We start from the raw sequence: 19,382 nt of genomic DNA on the forward strand, positions 1-19,382 counted from the left end.
CTTGCGGCGCACGGTGCCGCGATAATCCAGCCCGTCCGGCGTTTGAGGACCGGGGTCCGGGGCGGAGCCCCGGCGGGGGTACGGGGGCGGAGCCCCTGGCCGGGGCCGGGGCGGAGCCCCGGTTCGGGAAGGGGCGGGGTGGGGGAGTAGCCCGCCGCAGGCGCACGCTCACCCCTCCGCGAGGAACCCCGCCACCGCGGCCATCAGCTCCGCAGGCGCATCCTCCTGCACCAAATGCCCCGCACCTTCGATCAGCCGCAACCGCGCACCCGGAATCCGCGCCACCATCTCATGCGCATGCGCGACCGGAATCCACGCATCATCCGTGCCCCAGCACACCAGCACCGGCCCGGAAACCTCCCCATACCGCCCCTCGACCTCATCGATGAACCGCTGATCGTTCTGCGCGATCTGCCGATAGAACGCGGGCTGCCCCTCCTCCCCGCACCACGGCTCGACCAGCCGCTCCCACACCGAGGGATGCAGCCCCGGCCCGCTCGCCGAGCCGACGTACTCCCGCACCAGCGCCCGGTGCAGCGCGGGCGGCAGCTGCTCGAAGATCTCGGGGTGGCCGCCGAACAGCTGGTAGGCGGCGGAGCCGAAGGGCGGGAGGGCGACGGGGTCGACCAGGGCCAGCCGCCGGTAGCGCGCACCGTGCAGCAGATGGGCGCGCAGCGCGACGCAGCCGCCGAAGTCATGGGCGACGAGGGCCGGTTCCGCCCCGGCGCCGGTCAGCCCCCAGTGGTCGAGCAGCTCGCCGAAGACCCGGCCCTGGGCGGCGAGGGAGACGTCCTGTCCGGCGCTCTTCTCGGACGCCCCGTAGCCCGGCATGTCCCAGACGAACACCCGGTACCGGTCGGCGAGGCCGCGGGCGAAGGCCCGCCAGACGTACGAGGAGAACGGCGTGCCGTGCAGCAGCACGACCGGCGGGGCGTCGGGCGCGCCGAGGGCGGTCCAACGGACCTCGCCGGAGGCGCTGCGGTAGGTGCGGTCCAGTTTCCAGTCAGCTGTCATGAGTAAAACCCTAGACGCTCCTTACCGAAGAAAAAAAGGGGTCGCGCGCAGTCCGCGCCCACGCGCCCGGTACGGCCCGGCCCTACGGCTCGTAGAATCGAGCCCACCATGGTTTATCTCGACCACGCCGCCACCACCCCGATGCTTCCGGAGGCGGTGCAGGCGATGACCGCCCAGCTCGCCGTCACCGGCAACGCCTCCTCGCTGCACGCCGCCGGCCGGCGCGCCCGCCGTACCGTCGAGGAGTCCCGCGAATCCTTCGCCGAGTCGCTGGGTGCGCGCCCCAGCGAGGTCGTCTTCACCTCGGGCGGGACCGAGGCCGACAACCTCGCCGTCAAGGGGCTCTACTGGTCCCGCCGCGATGCCGACCCGGCCCGCACCCGGGTGCTCGCCAGCCCCGTCGAGCACCACGCCGTGCTCGACGCGGTCGACTGGCTCGCCGAGCACGAGGGCGCGCGGGTCGAATGGCTGCCGGTCGACGCGTACGGGCGCGTCCACCCCGACGCGCTGCGCGAGGCGATCGCCCGCGACCCCGCGGACGTCGCCCTCGCGACCGTCATGTGGGCCAACAACGAGATCGGCACCATCCAGCCGGTGCGCGAACTCGCCGACGTGGCCGCGGAGTTCGCCATCCCACTGCATGCCGACGCGGTCCAGGCGGTCGGCCAGCTCGACGTGGACTTCACCGCCTCGGGCCTGTCCGCCATGACCGTCAGCGGCCACAAGATAGGCGGCCCGTACGGCATCGGCGCGTTGCTGCTGGGCCGCGAATACGCCCCCGTACCCGTCCTGCACGGCGGTGGCCAGGAGCGTCAGGTGCGCTCCGGCACCCTCGACGTCCCCGCCATAGCGTCCTTCGCCGTGGCCGGTGCGCACGCCACCGCGCACCGCGAGGAGTTCGCGCGCGAGATCGGCGCCCTGCGCGACGCGCTCATCACCGCCGTCCGCACCGCCGTCCCCGACGCGGTCCTCGGCGGCGACCCCGATCCGGCCGGGCGCCTCCCGGCCAACGCCCACTTCTCCTTCCCCGGCTGCGAGGGCGACTCGCTGCTCCTGCTGCTGGACGCGCGCGGCATCGAGTGCTCGACGGGCTCGGCCTGCACTGCCGGGGTCGCCCAGCCCAGCCATGTCGTGCTGGCCACCGGCACCGACGCGGACCTGGCGCGCGGCACCCTGCGCTTCTCGCTCGGGCACACGTCGACCAAGGCCGACATCGAGGCGGTGGCGGAGGCGATCGGCCCGGCCGTGGAACGAGCACGCAGCGCGGGGCTCAGCTGACGACCGGACTCAGCTGACCGGCGGCACTCGGCTAACCGAATAGTAACCGAAGAATTCTCGGTGTTCTCCCGGCCATTTCAAATAACCCACGGAACATCAGGCTCCGCTTGAAATCGCGAAGAGCGGTCGGCAAAGATCTACCCCGTCCACGGGCCCGGCATGCACGGAAAAGTGCACGGGCCTCTTAAACGGGGAAAACGGGAGAATCGATGTCGCAGCGTTCGGGCCGACTGGCCATGGCGGCCCTGGTGGCGGGCGGTCTCGTGCTGCTTTCCGCATGTGGGGACAGCGACGACGGGGGGAAGGACGGCGGATCGTCCTCCCAGGGTGCCCAGGCGAAGACGCTGGGCAAGGTCAGCATGCCGAAAGTCACCAAGGACACCAATGCCATGGGTATGTGGGTGACCGGCAAGAATTTTGTGAAGGGCGATATCGACAAGATCGTCGGATATTCCCCGGACGGTGCCAAAACCGACTGGACGATAGAACTCGACGGGGAAATCTGCTGGGCCTCGCCGCACACCACCGAGGACGGTGCTGGTCTGGATCTGAACAAGGGCAAGCTGGTCTGGCAGAAGGAGGGGACGGACACCGAGGGCAACGACGGCGTCGACTTCGACGAGGTCACGATCAGCGGTAACACCATCGCCGCCGGAGGCACCAGCGGCGGCGGTGCCTGGTCGCTCGAGGGCAAGCCGCTGTGGAAGCCGGAGTACATCGCGGACTGCGACGACGACGGCTACGCGGGCGGCGACGGCAAGCTCGTCGCGCTGCGCGGATGCAGCAGCGTGGGCTCCAGCACCGAGACGCTGGAGATCCAGACCGTGGATCCGACCACGCGGAAGGTGCTGTCGTCCTACAAGCTCGACGGGGAGTTCGAGCGCGCCCACGTCCTGTCCACCGCGCCCCTCGTCGTGGCCGCCGACACCGGCGACTCCGACGGCGGCTCGAGCGTCACCGACATCCTGACCATCGACGACAGCGCCAAGCAGGGCAAGCTGGTCAACTCGATCGACGTCCTGGCCAAGGGTTTCCAGCCCGACTGCCCCGCGGTCAACGTGGAGGGCTGCAAGGACCTGGCTCTCGACAAGAAGAGCAGCACGGTCTACCTCTCCTCCGAGGTGGACGTGGACGACGGCGGCCCCGGCGAGAAGATCACCGGCGTGAACTTCAAGACCGGCAAGCAGACCGGCCGGACGAAGATGGCCGAGAGCAGGTCGCTGACCCCCATCAGCACCGAGAAGGACGGCTCGCTGATCGCCTACCAGGGCAGCATGTACAGCGAGGCCGGCGGGGTCGTGCGCATCGACCCCAAGACCTTCGAGGTCACGCAGATCCAGAAGAACCCCGACGCCATGAAGGACGCGGAGTCGGGCATGGAAACCTACGGCGACGCCCGGATGGTCTTCACCGACAAGAAGCTCTACCTCGGCAGCGACACGGCCACGCGGCCCACCAGCGACAGCAGGGGCCGTCCGCTCGCCGTCGTCTTCGGCACCGCGTAAGCGGTCACGCTCATTTCGCGACACGCACCGCCCGCACCAGCTCCAGATAGCGGTCCCAGTCCCAGTGGCGGCCGGGGTCGGTGTGGTCGGTGCCCGGCACCTCCGAGTGGGCCACGATGTGCTCGCGGTCCCTCGCCATCCCGTAGCGCTCGCAGATCGCCGCGGTCAGCCGGGCCGAGGACCGGTACATGGCGTCCGTGAAGTCCTGGGGCCGGGTGACGAACCCCTCGTGCTCGATGCCGATGCTGCGCTCGTTGTACGAGCGGTTGCCCGCGTGGAACGCCACGTCCAGCTCGCGGACCGTCTGCGCTATATGCCCGTCGCGGCGCACCACATAGTGCGCCGCGGCGCGGTGTCCGGGGTCCCGGAAGACCCTCAGCGCGTCCTGGTAGGACCCCTGCACGACATGGATCACCACCCGGTCCACCGCGTAGTCGTACGGCCGGTCGGCGCGCCGGTAGTTGGCCCCGGAGGCCGCCACCCAGTCCGCGCCCGGGTGGTCGACCGCTCCCTCCTCGCGCGGCTGCTCCACCCCCGGCACGCGCCACCACAGCCGCTTCAGCTCGTCCCGCGCGGCGTATCCGCCGATTCCGGCCGCGCCCAGCCCGGCCGCGGTACCGCCCAGCAGCAGGGTGCGCCGGCTCACAGGGCGGCGCACGCCGCCGTTGGTTTCGCTCACGCAGGCTCAACGCGCGGGCCCATGCGTGCGGTTCCGCCGCGGCGGATCATGGCGCGAACCGTATGCCGACGGGTAGCTGAATATTGAACTAACGGCGAGGATTGCCGCCAGCCCAAGGACATCGAGACCCGAGGACGACGAGAACCACGAGGAGCCGCCGTATGCGCATCGGGTTCACCCTTCCCCAGTTCGGTGAGCTGGCCCACCATCCGCAGCACGCCGCACGGTTCGCACGCGAGGCCGAAGCGCTCGGCGCGGACAGCCTGTGGGTCGGCGACCGGCTGCTCGCCCCGGTCGACCCGAAGGTCGGTTACGCCGGTACGGATGTGATCCCACCGGAATTCCGCTCCGCCCTGGACCCGTTCGCCCTGCTGGCCACCGCCGCGGCGGCCACCCGACGCGTCCAGCTCGGCACCAATGTCATCAACGCGCCCTGGTACGCGCCCGCGCTGCTCGCCCGCTCCTTCACCAGCATCGACCTGCTGAGCGAGGGGAGGCTGCTGGTCGGCCTGGGCACCGGCTGGTCGCCCGAGGAGTACGAGACGACGGGCATCCCCATGGCCGAGCGCGGCGGCCGCCTCGACGAGTGCCTGGACGTCCTCACCGCCTGGTGGACCCGGAACCCCGTCGAGTACCGCGGCGCCCACTGGACCGTGCCCGCCAGCCACATCGACCTCAAACCCGCGGCCCGCCCCCGCCCGCCGCTCTACCTGGGCGCCTTCGCCCCCGCCGCCCTCGCCCGGGTCGCCCGGCGCGCGGACGGCTGGCTGCCCATCGCGCCCGTCGGCCGGAAGTACGCCGGGACCGACCCCATCGCCGCCCTCGCCCAGGGCCTGGCCGGGCTGCGGGAGACGGTCGAACGGGAGGGGCGGGATCCGGCCCGCTTCGACGCGATCCTCCGGGTCAACCCCGACGCCGACGCCTCGGTCGAGGACATCGCGGCCACGGTCGTGCGGGCGGAGCGGGAGGCGGGCGTCGGGCACTGTTTCGTCGAGCTGTCGTATCTCGCCAAGGATGTCGATCAGGCCCTTGACCTGGCCCGGCGCGTGCTGCATCGGGCCCACGACCGCTGAGCGGCTAACCCGTTATTCGTTCCCCGCCGAGCGAATTATGCTGGCTGGGTTATGACTGAATTCCCCGGTGCGCCCACAGGTCCCCGCGACGGCCGTCGCCTGCGCGTCCTCGCCGCCATGTCCGGCGGCGTGGACTCGGCGGTCGCCGCCGCGCGGGCGGCCGAGGCGGGCCACGATGTGACCGGCGTCCACCTCGCGCTCTCCGCCAACCCGCAGTCCTTCCGCACCGGCGCCCGCGGCTGCTGCACGATCGAGGACTCGCGCGACGCCCGCCGGGCCGCCGACGTGATCGGCATTCCGTTCTACGTGTGGGACCTGGCCGAGCGGTTCCGCGAGGACGTGGTCGAGGACTTCATCGCCGAGTACGAGGCGGGCCGCACCCCCAACCCCTGCCTGCGCTGCAACGAGAAGATCAAGTTCGCCGCGCTGCTGGACAAGGCGCTCGCGCTCGGCTTCGACGCCGTGTGCACCGGTCACTACGCCACGGTCGTCCGCGGCGACAACGGCGTTCTGGAGCTGCACCGCGCCAGCGACATGGCCAAGGACCAGTCCTACGTCCTCGGCGTCCTGGACGAGCGGCAGCTCGCCCACGCCATGTTCCCCCTGGGCGACACGCTGACCACCAAGGACGAGATCCGCGCCGAGGCCGAGCGGCGGGGCCTCGCCGTCGCCAAGAAGCCCGACAGCCATGACATCTGCTTCATCGCGGACGGCGACACCCAGGGCTTCCTCTCCCGCCACCTCGGCACCGCCGAGGGCGACATCGTGGACGAGGGCGGCCAGAAGCTCGGCACCCACGAGGGCGCGTACGGCTTCACCATCGGCCAGCGCAAGGGGCTGCGCATCGGTCACCCGGCGCCCGACGGCAAGCCGCGGTACGTGCTGGACATCTCCCCGGTGAACAACACGGTCACCGTCGGCCCCGTCGAGGCCCTGGACGTCTCGGCGCTCACCGCCATCAAGCCCCGCTGGTGCGGCGCCGCCCCCACCGGCCCCGGCACCTACACCGCCCAGCTCCGCGCTCACGGCGGCGAGACCGAGGTGACGGCCGAGCCGGTCGGCGGCGAGCTGCGGGTTTCCTTCGCCGAACCGGTCCGCGGGGTGGCCCCAGGCCAGGCGATCGTGCTCTACGACGGCACCCGCGTCGTGGGCTCGGCGACCATCGCGGCGACGGAGCGCTCCCGCCCGGCCGCCCGGCAGTCATAACGCCGGACTCGTGTCCGTTCCGCACTGTTTTGGCGCCCAGAATTCCCCTAAAGTATGACGTTGGACGTCCAGGGGGGATGCTGTGGGGTCTCGACGGCGCACCGCGCACACGATGGTCTTTCTCGCGCTGACCGGTGTCATGATCGGCGGCTGTGCGCGTTCGGGGCCGGACAGACCGGGGCCGCCCTCCCAGGCCGTGTCGTCCGCCGCGACCGGGAGCGCTTCCGCGTCGTCAAACGCCGGGGAGACGGGGGAGTCCGAGGAGAGCGTCCCCGAGTCCGGTGCCACGGAGGCCGGTGCTTCGAGCGATACCGGCGAGGGGGACCCCGGAGTGCCGCCGGTGGCACCGCCGCCGTCCGACACCGGCAAGGACGACCCGTACAACCCCAGCGCCCAGCCCACCGTGGAGGAGCCCACCGGGCCCGCGTGCGAAACGGGCCCGGACTGCAACGGGGGTCAGCCTCCCGTCGAGGAATCCGCCGGCGCCGGGAGCCCGAGCGTTTCGGACAGCGGTTCTCCCGGTCCGACGCCCTTGCCACCGGCCTCATAGCCCGCCGTGACGCGCACCGGGTCACCGGAACCCCGGAGTACCGATTCCCTTGAATGGGTCAACACGGTCGTCGCCACGGGGTCGGTTTTCACGGCCCTCATGTTCTACGCGGGCGCGATGTACAACAGTGCCTACTATTCCTATTTCCGTCTGCGGTCCCTCTCCCTCGGGCTGAGCTTCACCGACATCGCCCTCAAGAGCCTGCAACTCATCACCATGCCGGTGCTCATATCGATGGCCCTGGCGGTGATCCTGCCCGAAATGCCCAGGCTCCTGGTCTCATCAGGGGTGCCCGCGCGGGCCATCCGGCATCTGCGGCAGGCCGGGGGGCTGCTGGCCCGGTGGCATTCGCTGATCGTGCTCGCGGGAGTCTGCCTGATGGCCCTGTGGCCGTACGTCCAGCCCTACGGCTGGACCGCGCCCCTCGTCGTGGCGTGCGGTCTGCTGCTCGGGCACACCGCGACCGCCCCCTCCTGGCGCCGCGGCCTCGGCGCCACCGTCGCGGGGCTGATGCTCGTCTGGGCGGTCGGCATGGCCGCGGGCCAGCAGGGCAGGCGGGCGGCCGAGGGCGTCGAGGAGCAACTGGTCCGCCGCACGGCGGTCGTGCTGCTCAGCACGGACCGCCTCAGCATGTCCGGACCGCCGGGCCCGCTGGTCGAGGACCTCGGCAAGGGGCGCCACTACCGGTACCGCTACAGCGGGCTGCGGCTGCTCGTCGAACGGGACCAGCGCTACTACCTGCTGCCCCTGGGCTGGCGCCATCGCACCGACCCCACCTACGTCATCGCCGACGACGACAGCGTGCGCGTCGAACTCTTCCCGGGTACGCAGTCATCCCACTGAGGAGTGGGAGGCACCCCACGGTGCATGATGGGAAACTCGTTCCGCCATGAGCTACGACTCGCCGCCGTCCCGACGCGGATACGACCGCCTTTAGCACGAAGAAACACCAAAAACAGCATGAAACGGTGTATTCCGGATTGGCCGGTCCGTGTTGCTTTGTATTTACATACAATTTGGCATCGCAGGTGGCATAGATCACGCGAGTTCGGGGAGGCGCACATCCGGACACGGGTGCCGTCGTCCGCTGTCTCAGCACCGGAGGTTTCGCTATTTCTGCGCGATCGGTCCAGAAATTCGGAGACAATCCATTCGAGGTCAGGGACACCGATCACTACACCGAGGAGTACGTACCAAGCTTCGTTGAAAAATGGGACTCACTGATCGACTGGGAAAAGCGAGCAGAAAGTGAGGGCACGTTCTTCATCGACCTCCTTCGGGAGCGTGGCGTAAAAAAGGTCCTCGATGTGGCCACGGGGACCGGCTTTCATTCCGTACGGCTCCTGGAAGCCGGGTTCGAGACCGCGAGCGCCGATGGAAGCGCCGAGATGCTCGCCCAGGCGTTCGACAACGGCCTCAAGCACGGCGAGCACATCCTCCGCGTCGTCCAGGCCGACTGGCGCTGGCTCAACCGCGACCTGCACGGTCCGTACGACGCGATCGTCTGCCTCGGCAATTCCTTCACGCACCTCTTCTCGGAGCGTGATCGGCGCAAGGCCCTCGCCGAGTTCTACGCGATGCTCAAGCATGACGGCGTCCTGATCCTCGACCACCGCAATTACGACGCCATGCTCGATCGCGGCTACTCCAGCAAGCACGTGTACTACTACTGCGGGGAGGACGTCGCAGTCGAGCCGGAGCACGTCGACGAGGGGCTGTGCCGCATGCGCTACAGCTTCCCCGACGAATCCGTCTACCACCTCAACATGTTTCCGCTGCGCAAGGACTACACGCGCCGGCTCATGGAGGAGGTCGGATTCCAGCGGATCGAGACGTACGGCGACTTCCAGCACACCTACCGGGAGGAGCAGCCCGACTTCTTCATCCACGTCGCGGAGAAGGAGTACATCGCGACGGACGAGACGGCCGCCGAGTACTCCCCGGCCGTCGGTACCGCCCGCGACTACTACAACTCCACGGACGCCGACGAGTTCTACTGGCGCGTCTGGGGCGGCGAAGACATCCACATCGGCGTGTACGACCGGCCCGACGAGCCGATCGCCGAGGCCAGCAGGCGCACCGTGGCCCGCATGGCGGGCCGCCTCGACCTCACGCCGGACTCCCGCGTCCTCGACCTCGGAGCGGGCTTCGGGGGCTCCGCGCGCTATCTCGCCGAGACGTACGGCTGCCGCGTCACCGCCCTCAACCTCAGCGAGGTGGAGAACGAGCGGCACCGTGCGATCAACGCCGAGCGCGGGCTCGGCGAGACCATCGAGGTGCTGGACGGCTCCTTCGAGTCCATCCCGCTGCCGGACAACAGCGTCGACGTCGTCTGGTCCCAGGATGCGTTCCTGCACAGCGGCAACCGCCGCCGCCCCCTGGAGGAGGCCGCCCGCGTCCTGCGCCCCGGCGGTCAGATCATCTTCACCGACCCCATGGCGGCGGACGGCTGCCCGTCCGACACCCTGCGGCCCATCCTGGACCGCATCCACCTGGACACCATGGGCTCCCCGGACTTCTACCGCCACGAACTGGCCCGCCTCGGCTTCACCGAGGTCGGCGGTGGCTTCGAGGAGCTGCGCGAACACCTGGTCACGCACTACGCCCGGGTCCTGGAGGAGACCCGCCGTCAGGAGGACCAGGGCCTGTCGGAGCACGTCAGCGCCGACTACCTCGCCCACATGAAGAAAGGTCTCACCAACTGGGTCGAGGGCGGTAAGAGCAACCATGTGACGTGGGGAATCTTCCACTTCACCCGGTAGCCCGGTCCCTCCGGTAACCCGGTAACGGCCGGTGGCAGGCCCCAGCCTGCCACCGGCCGCCTGTTACTTCCGCTTACGGAGCTGGACTCCCAAAGCGATGAAAAACAGTATGGCGATTCCGATCGGCACCCAGAGAGGAACAATGCCAAGCCCTTTGTAGGCTAAGAGAGCCATCATGAATTTCGGGTGTCCCCAGATTCCTGGTTGAACCCGTGTCCACGCCGCTTGTGCTTCGGGGGCGGTCTGTCCCTGCTACTCCGGCCCCTCCCAGGGATTGATGACGAGGGCCCCGGTGCGCAGGACGTGCTTGGTGTTGCGGCTGGCCACGGTCCAGCCGTTGGCGACCCCCCGACTCACCCATCCGCGCTTGGACCAATTACCCCGCCAAGGTCCTGACGAGCCACTAGGATAAGAAGGCAGCGGGCCGAGAACGGCCCGCCCGGTTTCACCGCCGCGCAGAGGTGTCTTTCCCGAGGGAACGGCTGAATGGGCACACATCACGGGCGAGAACTCTGGAGGCGACCGGTGCTCCGGGCCCCCAGCCGCTCCGCCGTGCCCCGAGTTCCGAGGCCGGGCCGCACGAGGCGCATGGCCACCGCCGCGACCATCCTCGCGCTCGCCTGCGGCCTTGCGACAACGGGCTGCGGCGGCGGCACAACGGCCGGTCCCACGGCCACCACGGGGGTGGTCGGAGTGATCACTCCGAAGACCACGCCATTCTGGCGAGCCTACAAAGCCGCCGTCCCTTCGCAGGCCAAGGCGCACGGCGTCAAAATGCTCCCCACAGTGAATTCCCAATCCGACATCCACAAACAGATCTCCGATATCCACACCCTGCTGGTCCAGCAGGTCAAGGGCCTCGTCGTCGGGCCGCTGGATTCTGCGGCGATCCGGCCCGGCTTGCGCGCGGCCGAGCAGGCGGGGGTGCCGGTGGTCGCGGTGGACGTCGCACCGGACAGCGGCAAGGTCGCCATGGTGGTCCGGGCGGACAACCGCGCCTTTGGCCGGAAGTCATGCCAGTACCTCGGCGATGCCGTCAAGACCGGCAAGGTCGTGCAGATCCAGGGCGGCCTGGCGTCGGTCAACGGCCGAGACCGCACGGAATCCTTCCTTGCCTGCATGGCCAAGCACTACCCGCGCATCAAGGTTCTGAACATCCGCGCGGACTGGCAGGCCGGCAAGGCCGCGGTCGGCCTGGATTCGCTGTACCACGCCAATCCCGATATCAAAGGCATCTACCTGCAGGCAGGCGGCGATTATCTGGTACCGGCGCTGTCGATCCTGGAACGAAACAACGCCCTCTTCCCGGTCGGCAACCCCAGACACATCACCATCGTCGCCAACGACGGCATCCCGCAGGAACTCGATGCGATCCGCAAAGGAGAGATCGACGCCACCGTCTCCCAGCCCATCGATCTCTACGCGAAATACGCCATGAGCTACATCAAGAAGGCCATGGAGGGACAGAAGTTCGCACCGGGGCCGACGGACCACGGCAGCACCATCGTCCGCCTGCCCAGCGGACTCCTTGAGGACCGGCTCCCCGCCCCCGTGGTCACCAAGCGAAACGTGAACGACCCATCACTGTGGGGCAACCGCGTGTAGTGGCTCGTCAGAACCATGGCGGGGTAATGGGTTGTTGCGGCGAGACTAACCCGGCGGGCGCGACCACACCGGCGGTCGGCTCCCCGGCACCTGGCTCCACCCCACCGGCTGTCGGTCACCCGGCAACCGGTGGGGCGACTGCGCTAGTTGATCGGCTGTCCGGCCGCGAAGCCGACGAAGGATCGCCAGGCGGGGGCGGTGACGGTGAGGGCCGGTATCGCCGTGTCCTTGGAGTCGCGGACGTGTACGGCGCTGGGGCACGCGGCGATCTCGATGCATGCCTGGCCTTCACCGCCGCTGTAGCTGGACTTGCGCCATTCGATGGCGACTTCGACGCAGGCGTTGCCCGAGCCGCCGCTGTAGCTGCTCTTGAACCAGGCCAGTTCGGTGCTCATAGCTCTCCTGCCAGGAGTCGTTCGATGAAGGCGACCGACGCTTCGGGGTCCAGGGCTTGCGACTGGATCGTGCCATACACGTGGTTCAGCTCGCTGATGTCTTCAGGGTCCGAGAGGAAGTAGCTGCCTCGCTGCCCCTCGACGTACCCGACGATGCAGTGGTTCGGAGTCTCCAGCAAGACCATGGGGCCATCGACGCCAGCGTTGGTCTCACGGGAGTTTGGCATGACTTGTAGCTGCACATTGTGCAGGGCCGCGCACTTGAGGAGATGGCGCAGTTGGCCCTCCCATACCTCCCTGCCGCCGATCATCTTCCGTAGTACGGCCTCTTCCAGGACGAACGCCAGCCTGGGGGCGGGCTTGCGGTAGAGGAGCTGCTGCGTCGCCAATCGCCTTTGGACCGCTCGCTCCACCTCCTCCTCGTCCAAGCTGGGACGCAGCGACTGGAAAACCGCTCGGGTGAAGTCCTCGGTCTGGAGCAGTCCGTGCAGGATGTGGGTCGAGTACACATGGAGTGCCAGGGCATCGGCCTCAAGCTCCAGATACTCCTGCGTCCACTCCGGCGGGCCGTCCTCCCACAACAGCTTCGCCGCCTCCATGAGTAACCCCTGCGCGGCCAGCGCCTCATCCACCGCCACCACATACGGCGGCTTCGGCACCCGCTCGCCGCGCTCCACCTTGGCGATCATCGATTCGGTGTAAGGGACCCGTTTCTCCAGGTCCTTCATCGTCCATCCGAGTCGTTCCCGCATCATGCGGGACTGCGCCCCGAATACCTTCGCGGCCGGTGACGTCTTCTTCTTCCGCTGGGTCAACGTTGCCCCCTCCGCCATCGCACAGATCGCACCGTCGTGGCGCCATCACGCACCGTTACGTCGATTCTGTGACCAGGCTAGACGCGACCTGTGACAGTAGGCACATGTCACGCGAAGTCACCCCAACAACCGGTCTCCGCTTGCTACCCTGGACGACTCCCGACGGCCGCCCCTGCTATCTCTCCACCGACGGCGACGGTCCCGTGGCCGCCCTGGCGGACGAGGTCGAGGACATGCAGCTCTCCACCGGAGACGAACTGCTGACCCACGCCCGCGCGATGCTCGCCGATCCGAAGATCCCACTCGGCGAGTTCCGTTTTCTCTCCGCCCGCCTCGCCGAGGCGCTGCACGATGCGATCCGCGTGGCGCGGAGCCGCGAAGGTGTCCGACCCGGCTCGTAGAGTGACCGCCATGAATATCTGCGTCTTCTGCTCCGCCGCCGACCTCGACGACCGCTACACGGCCCCCGCCCGGGAGTTCGCCGAGCTGATCGGTAAGGGTGGGCACACCCTGGTGTGGGGCGGGTCGGACGTCGGGCTGATGAAGGTCATGGCCGACGGGGTGCAGGAGCACGGCGGGCGGCTGGTCGGGATCTCGGTGGAGTTCCTCGCCGCAAAGGCCCGGGAGGGCGCCGACGAGATGGTGGTCACCAAGGATCTCGCCGAGCGCAAGGCGCAGCTCCTCGCCCGGGCCGACGCGGTCGTGATCATGGTGGGCGGGACCGGGACGCTGGACGAGGCGACGGAGATCCTGGAGCTGAAGAAGCACGGGCTGCACATCAAGCCGGTCGTGCTGCTGAATGCGGCGGGGTTCTACGACGGGCTGAAGCAGCAGTTCCAGCGGATGGAAGCGGAGGGCTTCCTGCCGCGCCCGCTGAGCGACCTGGTGCACTTCGCGGAGAACGGCGTGGAGGCGATGACTTACCTGGAGTCGGTCTGATCCGCCTCGGCGGTGGCCTTTAGGTCGCGCAGCCACTGTTCGAGACCCGCACCGAGGGCCTCGGTCGCCATGGGGACGTTGGACTCGACCTGGTCGCCGGTCCACGTCTCCTCGGTGTGTACGCGCACCCCGCCCTTGATCTTGGTGAACGTCCACAGGTGGACGCCCTCGTCGATGCGCAGCCCGTCACCGATCGCGGGTCCCTTCCACAGGATGCAGGCGCCGTGCCGGAGTTGGCGGACGGTCGAGGTGATGGTCAGGGTGGTTTCGGGCGTGGTGGGGGTGGCCTGCGCCGGGGTGGTCCACCGGAACTGCGAACCCCTCCGCAGGGGGCCGGGGTCGAGGCGCTTCATGGTGAGGACGGGCGCCTGCCAGGCGGGCCAGCGCTCCACATCGGTCTGGAGCTTCCAGATGGTGCTCAGCGGCGCCTTGATCACGGTGTCGGTCCGGTAGCGGATCTGCGCGGCGGGGTCGACGCCTTCTCCACGGCACGTGGACGAACCGCCGGGGGTGGCCTGGGCGGACGGGGCGGCCATCCCGAGGGTGGCGGCGACGGCGAGCGGGATCGCGAACGCTAACGGGCGCATGCTCGGCATGAGGTCTCTCCCTGTTCGGTTATGTGCTCTCGTTGTCGTAATAAGTTCTAACGGGATGCCGGTCGGAGTGTCAATCGCTTTCGTGATAGCCTCAAACTCAATCTTGAGGGTGTAGTTACGCAGGCGCGGGAAGGCGGCAGATCATGGCGGAACCGGGCACACAGACCCCGCGCGAGCGCTACCGCACCCAGGTGCGTGCGGAGATCAAGGAACGCGCGTGGGAGCAGATCGCCACGGCGGGAGCGTCCGCCCTCTCCCTCAACGCGATCGCCAAGCACATGGGCATGAGCGGCCCCGCGCTCTACCGGTACTTCGCCGGGCGGGACGAGCTGATCACCGCACTCATCAGGGACGCCTACCGAAGCCTCGCCGACACCATCGGTGCCGCCGCCGAGCCGGGCGCCGACGTGACCGCGCTGGCGCACGCCCTGCGCGCCTGGGCCCTGGCCGACCCCCAGCGGTACTTCCTCGTCTACGGCACGCCCGTCCCCGGCTACCACGCGCCCGACGACGTCACCACGATCGCGTCCGAGATCATGGCGACCCTGCTCGACGCCTTTGCCGCGACTCCGACGGACGCCCCCGCGACACGGCTCGACGCCCACCTCGAAAAGCACCGCCAGTGGGCGGACCCCCATCCCGCCCCGCCCGCGGCCCTCCGCCGGGCCCTGGCCTTCTGGACCCGGCTGCACGGCGTGCTGTCCCTGGAACTCGCGGGCCACTTCACCGGGATGGGCATCGATCCCGCCGAGCTGTTCGCGTCCGAACTCGACGACCTGCTCGCACACTGACGCGATTCCCTGCGGCCGGAGCAGGTGCGGCAAGCTGGGGGCATGGGAACGCATCTGATCACTGGGGCAGGCTCGGGCATCGGCACGGCGGTCGCCGAGCGGCTGGCCGAGCGGGGCGACGAACTGTGGCTGCTGGCGCGGGACGCCGGGCGGGCGAAGGAACTGGCCGGGCGTTTCCCGGGGGCGCGTACGGTCGTCGGTGACCTGGCGGACCCCGAGAAGCTGTCGTGGGCGCTGAGCCACCAGTCGCTGCCCGACCGGCTGGACTCGCTGCTGCACATCGCGGGCGTGGTCGACCTCGGCGAGATCGGCGAGCTGACCCCCAAGGCGTGGAACCGGCAGCTCGCCGCCAACCTCGTCGCACCCGCCGAGCTGACCCGGCTGCTCCTGCCGCAGCTCCGGCTGGGGCAGGGCCACGTCATCTTCGTCAACTCCGGCGCGGGCCTGCGCGCCAACGCCCAGTGGGGCGCGTACGCCGCCAGCAAGCACGGGCTGAAGGCCCTCGCGGACGCGCTGCGCTGGGAGGAGAGCGGCAACGGCGTGCGGGTGACGACCGTCTACCCGGGCCGCACGGCGACGCCGATGCAGGTGAAGGTGCATCAGCAGGAGGGCAAGGAGTACGACGCGGAGCGCTGGATCGCCCCGGAGACCGTCGCGACGACCGTCCTCACCGCCCTCGATCTCCCGCGCGACGCGGAGATCACCGACCTCCAGGTCCGCCCGCGCGGCTGACGACCGCCGGTCGGGCACGTGCCCGCTCACATAGGCTTTCGGGGTGAGCGAGAAGACCAACAAGCACAGCTGGGGCGCGGCGGCCGCGACCGGGGTCGGGTCGATGCCGGGGGACGACGCGCGGGAGGCCGCGAAGACCGTCACCGGGTCGCTGGAGGCGCTGCCGTATCTGCCGGAGCTGCCCGCGCGGGGGCCCGGTGCGGACATGATCGGGCGGACCGCCGGGATGCTCGTCGAGGTGTACGCCCATGTGGAGCCGAGCGGCTGGCGGATCAGCGACCGGCCGGGGCGGGACACCCGGCGGGCGCGGTCCTGGCTGGGGGAGGACCTGGACGCGCTGGAGGAGTTCACCCAGGGCCACCGCGGGGCGCTCAAGGTGTCGGCCGTCGGGCCGTGGACGCTGGCCGCGGGCCTGGAGCTGCGGAACGGAGAGGTCGCGCTGAGCGACCCGGGCGCCTGCCGCGATCTCACGGCCTCGCTGGCCGAGGGGGTGCGCGCCCATCTGGCGGAGGTGCGCCGCCGGGTGCCCGGCGCCGAGGTGGTGCTCCAGCTGGACGAGCCGTCGCTGACGGCCGTGCTGACCGGAACCGTCCGTACCGCCAGCGGCTACCGCACCCACGCCGCGGTGGACCGGAGCGTGGTGGAGGGCGCGCTGCGGGATCTGGTGGCGGCGGCGCAGGCGCCGGTGGTGGTGCACTCGTGCGCGCCGGGGGTGCCGTTCGGGCTGCTGCGGCGCTCGGGGGCGAGCGGGGTCTCGTTCGATTTCTCGCTGCTCACGGAGCGTGAGGAGGAGGCGATCGGGGAGGCCGTGGAGGGCGGGACGTCGCTGTTCATCGGCGCCGTCCCCGGCACCGACACCGCGTTGTCGGACCCTGCCGGTAGCGTCAGGGGTGTCAGGACGCTGTGGCGCAGGCTGGGGCTGTCACCGGGGACTCTCGCGGAGTCCGTGGTGATCACGCCGTCGTGCGGGCTCGCGGGCGCTTCGCCCGCGTACGCGCGCGCCGCGCTGGCCCACTGTGTCCGGGCGGCGAGATCGCTCGCGGACAACCCTGAGTGACGGGAGGACGACACGGTGGCCGGCGAACAGCAGTCGACGGTGCCCACGGAGGCACGGGATGAGCACGCCAAGCTCGCTGAGCAGGTCGAGGAGCACCGCTTCCGGTACTACGTGAAGGACGCCCCGATCGTCAGCGACGCGGAGTTCGACAGGCTCCTGCGCAGACTCGAGGCGCTGGAGGAGGACCACCCCGAGCTGCGGACCCCCGATTCGCCCACCCAGAAGGTCGCGGGGGCGTACGAGACGGAGTTCACCGAGGTCGAGCACCGCGAGCGGATGCTCAGCCTGGACAACGCGTTCGACGACGACGAACTGGGGACCTGGGCCGACCGCATCGCCAAGGAGCTGGGCACCGGCGCGTACCACTTCCTGTGCGAGCTGAAGGTGGACGGCCTCGCGGTCAACCTCACCTATGAGCACGGGCGGCTGACCCGCGCCGCGACCCGTGGCGACGGGCGCACCGGCGAGGACATCACCCCCAACGTGCGGACCATCGCCAAGATCCCCAACCGGCTGACGGGCGACCGCGTCCCGGCGCTGGTGGAGGTGCGCGGCGAGGTCTTCCTGCCCCGCAAGGCGTTCGACGAGCTGAACGCGCGGCTGGTGGAGGCGGGCAAGCCGCCGTTCGCCAACCCGAGGAACGCGGCGGCGGGTTCGCTGCGCCAGAAGGACCCGAAGATCACCGCCAGCCGTCCGCTGGACATGGTGGTCCACGGGATCGGCGCGCGCGAAGGCTTCGCCATCGACCGGCTGTCGCAGGCGTACGAGCTGCTGCACGAGTGGGGGCTGCCGACCGCGGCCCACTTCAAGGTGGTGGACTCGATCGAGGGCGTGCGCGAGTACATCGCGCACTACGGGGACAGCGAGCGCCGGCACTCGGTGGAGCACGAGATCGACGGCGCGGTCGTCAAGCTGGACGAGATCCCGTTGCAGGGGCGGCTCGGCTCCACCTCGCGGGCGCCGCGCTGGGCGATCGCCTGGAAGTTCCCGCCCGAGGAGGTCAACACCAAGCTGGTCGACATCCGGGTGGGTGTGGGGCGCACGGGGCGGGTGACGCCTTATGCGGTGGTTGAACCGATCACAGTCGCGGGCTCGGAGGTCGAATTCGCGACACTGCACAACCAGGACGTGGTCAAGGCCAAAGGTGTGCTGATCGGTGACACCGTCGTGCTGCGTAAAGCGGGCGATGTCATTCCGGAGATCCTGGGTCCGGTCGCCGATCTGCGGGACGGCAGCGAGCGCGAATTCGTGATGCCCGCCGAGTGCCCGGAGTGCGGGACCCCGCTCCAGCCCGCCAAGGAGGGCGATGTCGATCTGCGGTGTCCCAACAGCCGGTCCTGCCCGGCGCAGCTGCGCGAGCGGATTTTCTATCTCGCGGGGCGGAAATCCCTGGACATCGAGAACCTCGGTTATGTCGCCGCGGCCGCCCTCACCCAGCCGCTGGAGCCCGCCGAGCCGCCGCTGAGGGACGAGGGCGACCTGTTCGATCTGAAGATCGAACAACTGTTGCCCATCCGGTCGTATGTGATGGACCCGGACAGCGGGCTGCCCAAGCGCGATCCGGAGACGGGCGAGGAGAAGGTCGTCACCTTCTTCGCCACCCAGAAGGGCGAGGCGAAGAAGAACGCCCTGGCGATGCTGGCCAATATCGAGGCCGCCAAGCAGCGCCCGCTGGCCCGGATCATCACCGGCCTTTCGATCCGTCATGTCGGCCCGGTCGCGGCCGCCGCGCTGGCCCGGGAATTCCGTTCGCTGGACCGGATCGCCGAGGCCGACGAGGAGGAGCTGGCGGCCACCGAGGGCGTCGGCGGAATCATCGCCGCCTCCGTGAAGCAGTGGTTCGCCGTGGACTGGCACCGCGAGATCGTGGAGAAGTGGCGGCGCGCCGGGGTGCGGCTGGAGGAGGAGGCGGGCGAGGACGAGGGCCCGCTGCCGCTCAAGGGGCTGACCGTGGTGGTCACGGGCACGCTGGAGTCGCACACCCGGGACGGTGCCAAGGAGGCGCTACAGAACCGTGGTGCGAAAGTCACCGGCTCTGTTTCGAAAAAGACCGATTTCGTAGTCGTCGGCGACAATCCCGGATCGAAGTACGACAAGGCCATGCAGTTGAAGGTCCCCGTGCTCGATGACGACGGATTTGCCGTCCTCCTCGAACAGGGCCCCGACGCCGCACGCGAGGTCGCCGTAACACCTCCGGAGGAGTCCGAGGAGGGGGCGGAGGAGAAGCCCGCGGAGAAGCCCGAGGAGTAGTCGAAGACCGCGCGAGGGGCTTACGAGGAGTAGTCAAGCCACCCGTCCGGCGCAGTAGTCCGGCCATCTTCGGCGCCATGACCGCGCAAAGCTGGCCGGAATACGACTGGGAGCACTTCCCGGGCACAGCCAGCG

At 69.5% G+C, this 19,382-nt stretch carries 18 protein-coding genes; 13 read left to right on the forward strand and 5 right to left on the reverse strand.

Going from position 1 to position 19,382, the window contains the following annotated elements; translation table 11 throughout:
- Positions 1 to 168 precede the first annotated feature (168 nt).
- Entirely contained in the window at positions 169 to 1,014 is an 846-nt protein-coding gene (locus HYQ63_RS29645; RefSeq protein WP_179936906.1) for an alpha/beta fold hydrolase, read from the reverse strand.
- A gap of 108 nt (positions 1,015 to 1,122) precedes the next feature.
- On the opposite strand from HYQ63_RS29645, the gene HYQ63_RS29650 reads away from it, so the two are divergent.
- Both HYQ63_RS29650 and HYQ63_RS29655 read left to right on the forward strand, forming a co-directional pair.
- Positions 1,123 to 2,292, forward strand: a complete 1,170-nt coding sequence (locus HYQ63_RS29650) for a cysteine desulfurase family protein (protein WP_179936907.1) — start codon at positions 1,123 to 1,125, stop codon at positions 2,290 to 2,292.
- 209 nt (positions 2,293 to 2,501) lie between these two features.
- Positions 2,502 to 3,797 (forward strand): hypothetical protein, encoded by a 1,296-nt coding sequence (locus HYQ63_RS29655; protein WP_179936908.1) that lies wholly within the window; start codon positions 2,502 to 2,504, stop codon positions 3,795 to 3,797.
- Between the two features lie 10 nt (positions 3,798 to 3,807).
- On the opposite strand, the gene HYQ63_RS29660 is transcribed toward HYQ63_RS29655, so the two are convergent.
- Positions 3,808 to 4,476, reverse strand: coding sequence for an N-acetylmuramoyl-L-alanine amidase (locus HYQ63_RS29660; RefSeq protein WP_179936909.1), 669 nt, complete (start codon positions 4,474 to 4,476; stop codon positions 3,808 to 3,810).
- Positions 4,477 to 4,637: 161 nt separating this feature from the next.
- Here HYQ63_RS29660 and HYQ63_RS29665 point away from each other — a divergent pair, with 161 nt between their 5' ends.
- The 5 genes from HYQ63_RS29665 (at position 4,638) to HYQ63_RS29685 (ending at position 11,672) form a co-directional block, all read left to right on the forward strand.
- Positions 4,638 to 5,549 (forward strand): TIGR03619 family F420-dependent LLM class oxidoreductase, encoded by a 912-nt coding sequence (locus HYQ63_RS29665; RefSeq protein WP_179936910.1) that lies wholly within the window; start codon positions 4,638 to 4,640, stop codon positions 5,547 to 5,549.
- Between the two features lie 51 nt (positions 5,550 to 5,600).
- A complete protein-coding gene (mnmA, locus tag HYQ63_RS29670; protein WP_179936911.1) occupies positions 5,601 to 6,755 on the forward strand; it encodes a tRNA 2-thiouridine(34) synthase MnmA in 1,155 nt (384 codons plus the stop codon).
- A 667-nt stretch (positions 6,756 to 7,422) separates the two neighbouring features.
- On the forward strand, positions 7,423 to 8,148 hold the full coding sequence (locus HYQ63_RS29675) for a hypothetical protein (protein ID WP_257232238.1): 726 nt from the start codon (positions 7,423 to 7,425) through the stop codon (positions 8,146 to 8,148).
- 464 nt (positions 8,149 to 8,612) lie between these two features.
- Complete coding sequence (locus HYQ63_RS29680; protein WP_218929586.1) at positions 8,613 to 10,067, forward strand: class I SAM-dependent methyltransferase; 1,455 nt, start codon at positions 8,613 to 8,615, stop codon at positions 10,065 to 10,067.
- A 588-nt stretch (positions 10,068 to 10,655) separates the two neighbouring features.
- Entirely contained in the window at positions 10,656 to 11,672 is a 1,017-nt protein-coding gene (locus HYQ63_RS29685) for a sugar ABC transporter substrate-binding protein (RefSeq protein ID WP_257232239.1), read from the forward strand.
- A gap of 143 nt (positions 11,673 to 11,815) precedes the next feature.
- On the opposite strand, the gene HYQ63_RS29690 is transcribed toward HYQ63_RS29685, so the two are convergent.
- Together HYQ63_RS29690 and HYQ63_RS29695 are read right to left on the reverse strand one after the other, a co-directional pair.
- Positions 11,816 to 12,067, reverse strand: a complete 252-nt coding sequence (locus HYQ63_RS29690) for a DUF397 domain-containing protein (protein ID WP_179936914.1) — start codon at positions 12,065 to 12,067, stop codon at positions 11,816 to 11,818.
- Entirely contained in the window at positions 12,064 to 12,882 is an 819-nt protein-coding gene (locus HYQ63_RS29695) for a helix-turn-helix transcriptional regulator (protein WP_179936915.1), read from the reverse strand. The genes HYQ63_RS29690 and HYQ63_RS29695 overlap by 4 nt, the downstream gene beginning before the upstream one ends.
- Before the next feature lie 104 nt (positions 12,883 to 12,986).
- On the opposite strand from HYQ63_RS29695, the gene HYQ63_RS29700 reads away from it, so the two are divergent.
- Complete coding sequence (locus HYQ63_RS29700; protein WP_257232240.1) at positions 12,987 to 13,283, forward strand: hypothetical protein; 297 nt, start codon at positions 12,987 to 12,989, stop codon at positions 13,281 to 13,283.
- A gap of 10 nt (positions 13,284 to 13,293) precedes the next feature.
- Positions 13,294 to 13,821 carry a TIGR00730 family Rossman fold protein gene (locus HYQ63_RS29705; protein ID WP_179936917.1) on the forward strand — a complete coding sequence of 176 codons (528 nt, stop codon included), beginning with the start codon at positions 13,294 to 13,296 and terminating at the stop codon, positions 13,819 to 13,821.
- Here HYQ63_RS29705 and HYQ63_RS29710 read toward each other — a convergent pair.
- Positions 13,803 to 14,417 (reverse strand): SRPBCC family protein, encoded by a 615-nt coding sequence (locus HYQ63_RS29710; protein ID WP_179936918.1) that lies wholly within the window; start codon positions 14,415 to 14,417, stop codon positions 13,803 to 13,805. The two genes, HYQ63_RS29705 and HYQ63_RS29710, sit on opposite strands and share 19 nt — an antisense overlap.
- Positions 14,418 to 14,560: 143 nt before the next feature.
- On the opposite strand from HYQ63_RS29710, the gene HYQ63_RS29715 reads away from it, so the two are divergent.
- The 4 genes from HYQ63_RS29715 to ligA are packed head-to-tail and all read left to right on the forward strand — an operon-like array spanning position 14,561 to position 19,247.
- On the forward strand, positions 14,561 to 15,208 hold the full coding sequence (locus HYQ63_RS29715) for a TetR/AcrR family transcriptional regulator (protein WP_179936919.1): 648 nt from the start codon (positions 14,561 to 14,563) through the stop codon (positions 15,206 to 15,208).
- A gap of 42 nt (positions 15,209 to 15,250) precedes the next feature.
- Positions 15,251 to 15,940: an SDR family oxidoreductase gene (locus HYQ63_RS29720; RefSeq protein WP_179936920.1), complete on the forward strand. Its 690-nt coding sequence runs from the start codon at positions 15,251 to 15,253 to the stop codon at positions 15,938 to 15,940.
- Positions 15,941 to 15,983: 43 nt separating this feature from the next.
- Positions 15,984 to 16,997, forward strand: coding sequence for a methionine synthase (locus HYQ63_RS29725; protein WP_179936921.1), 1,014 nt, complete (start codon positions 15,984 to 15,986; stop codon positions 16,995 to 16,997).
- Between the two features lie 15 nt (positions 16,998 to 17,012).
- Complete coding sequence (ligA, locus tag HYQ63_RS29730; protein ID WP_179936922.1) at positions 17,013 to 19,247, forward strand: NAD-dependent DNA ligase LigA; 2,235 nt, start codon at positions 17,013 to 17,015, stop codon at positions 19,245 to 19,247.
- Positions 19,248 to 19,382: the final 135 nt, after the last annotated feature.

This window comes from Streptomyces sp. Rer75, from assembly GCF_013414305.1.
In the GTDB taxonomy this organism is placed as follows: Bacteria; Actinomycetota; Actinomycetes; order Streptomycetales; family Streptomycetaceae; genus Streptomyces; species Streptomyces himastatinicus.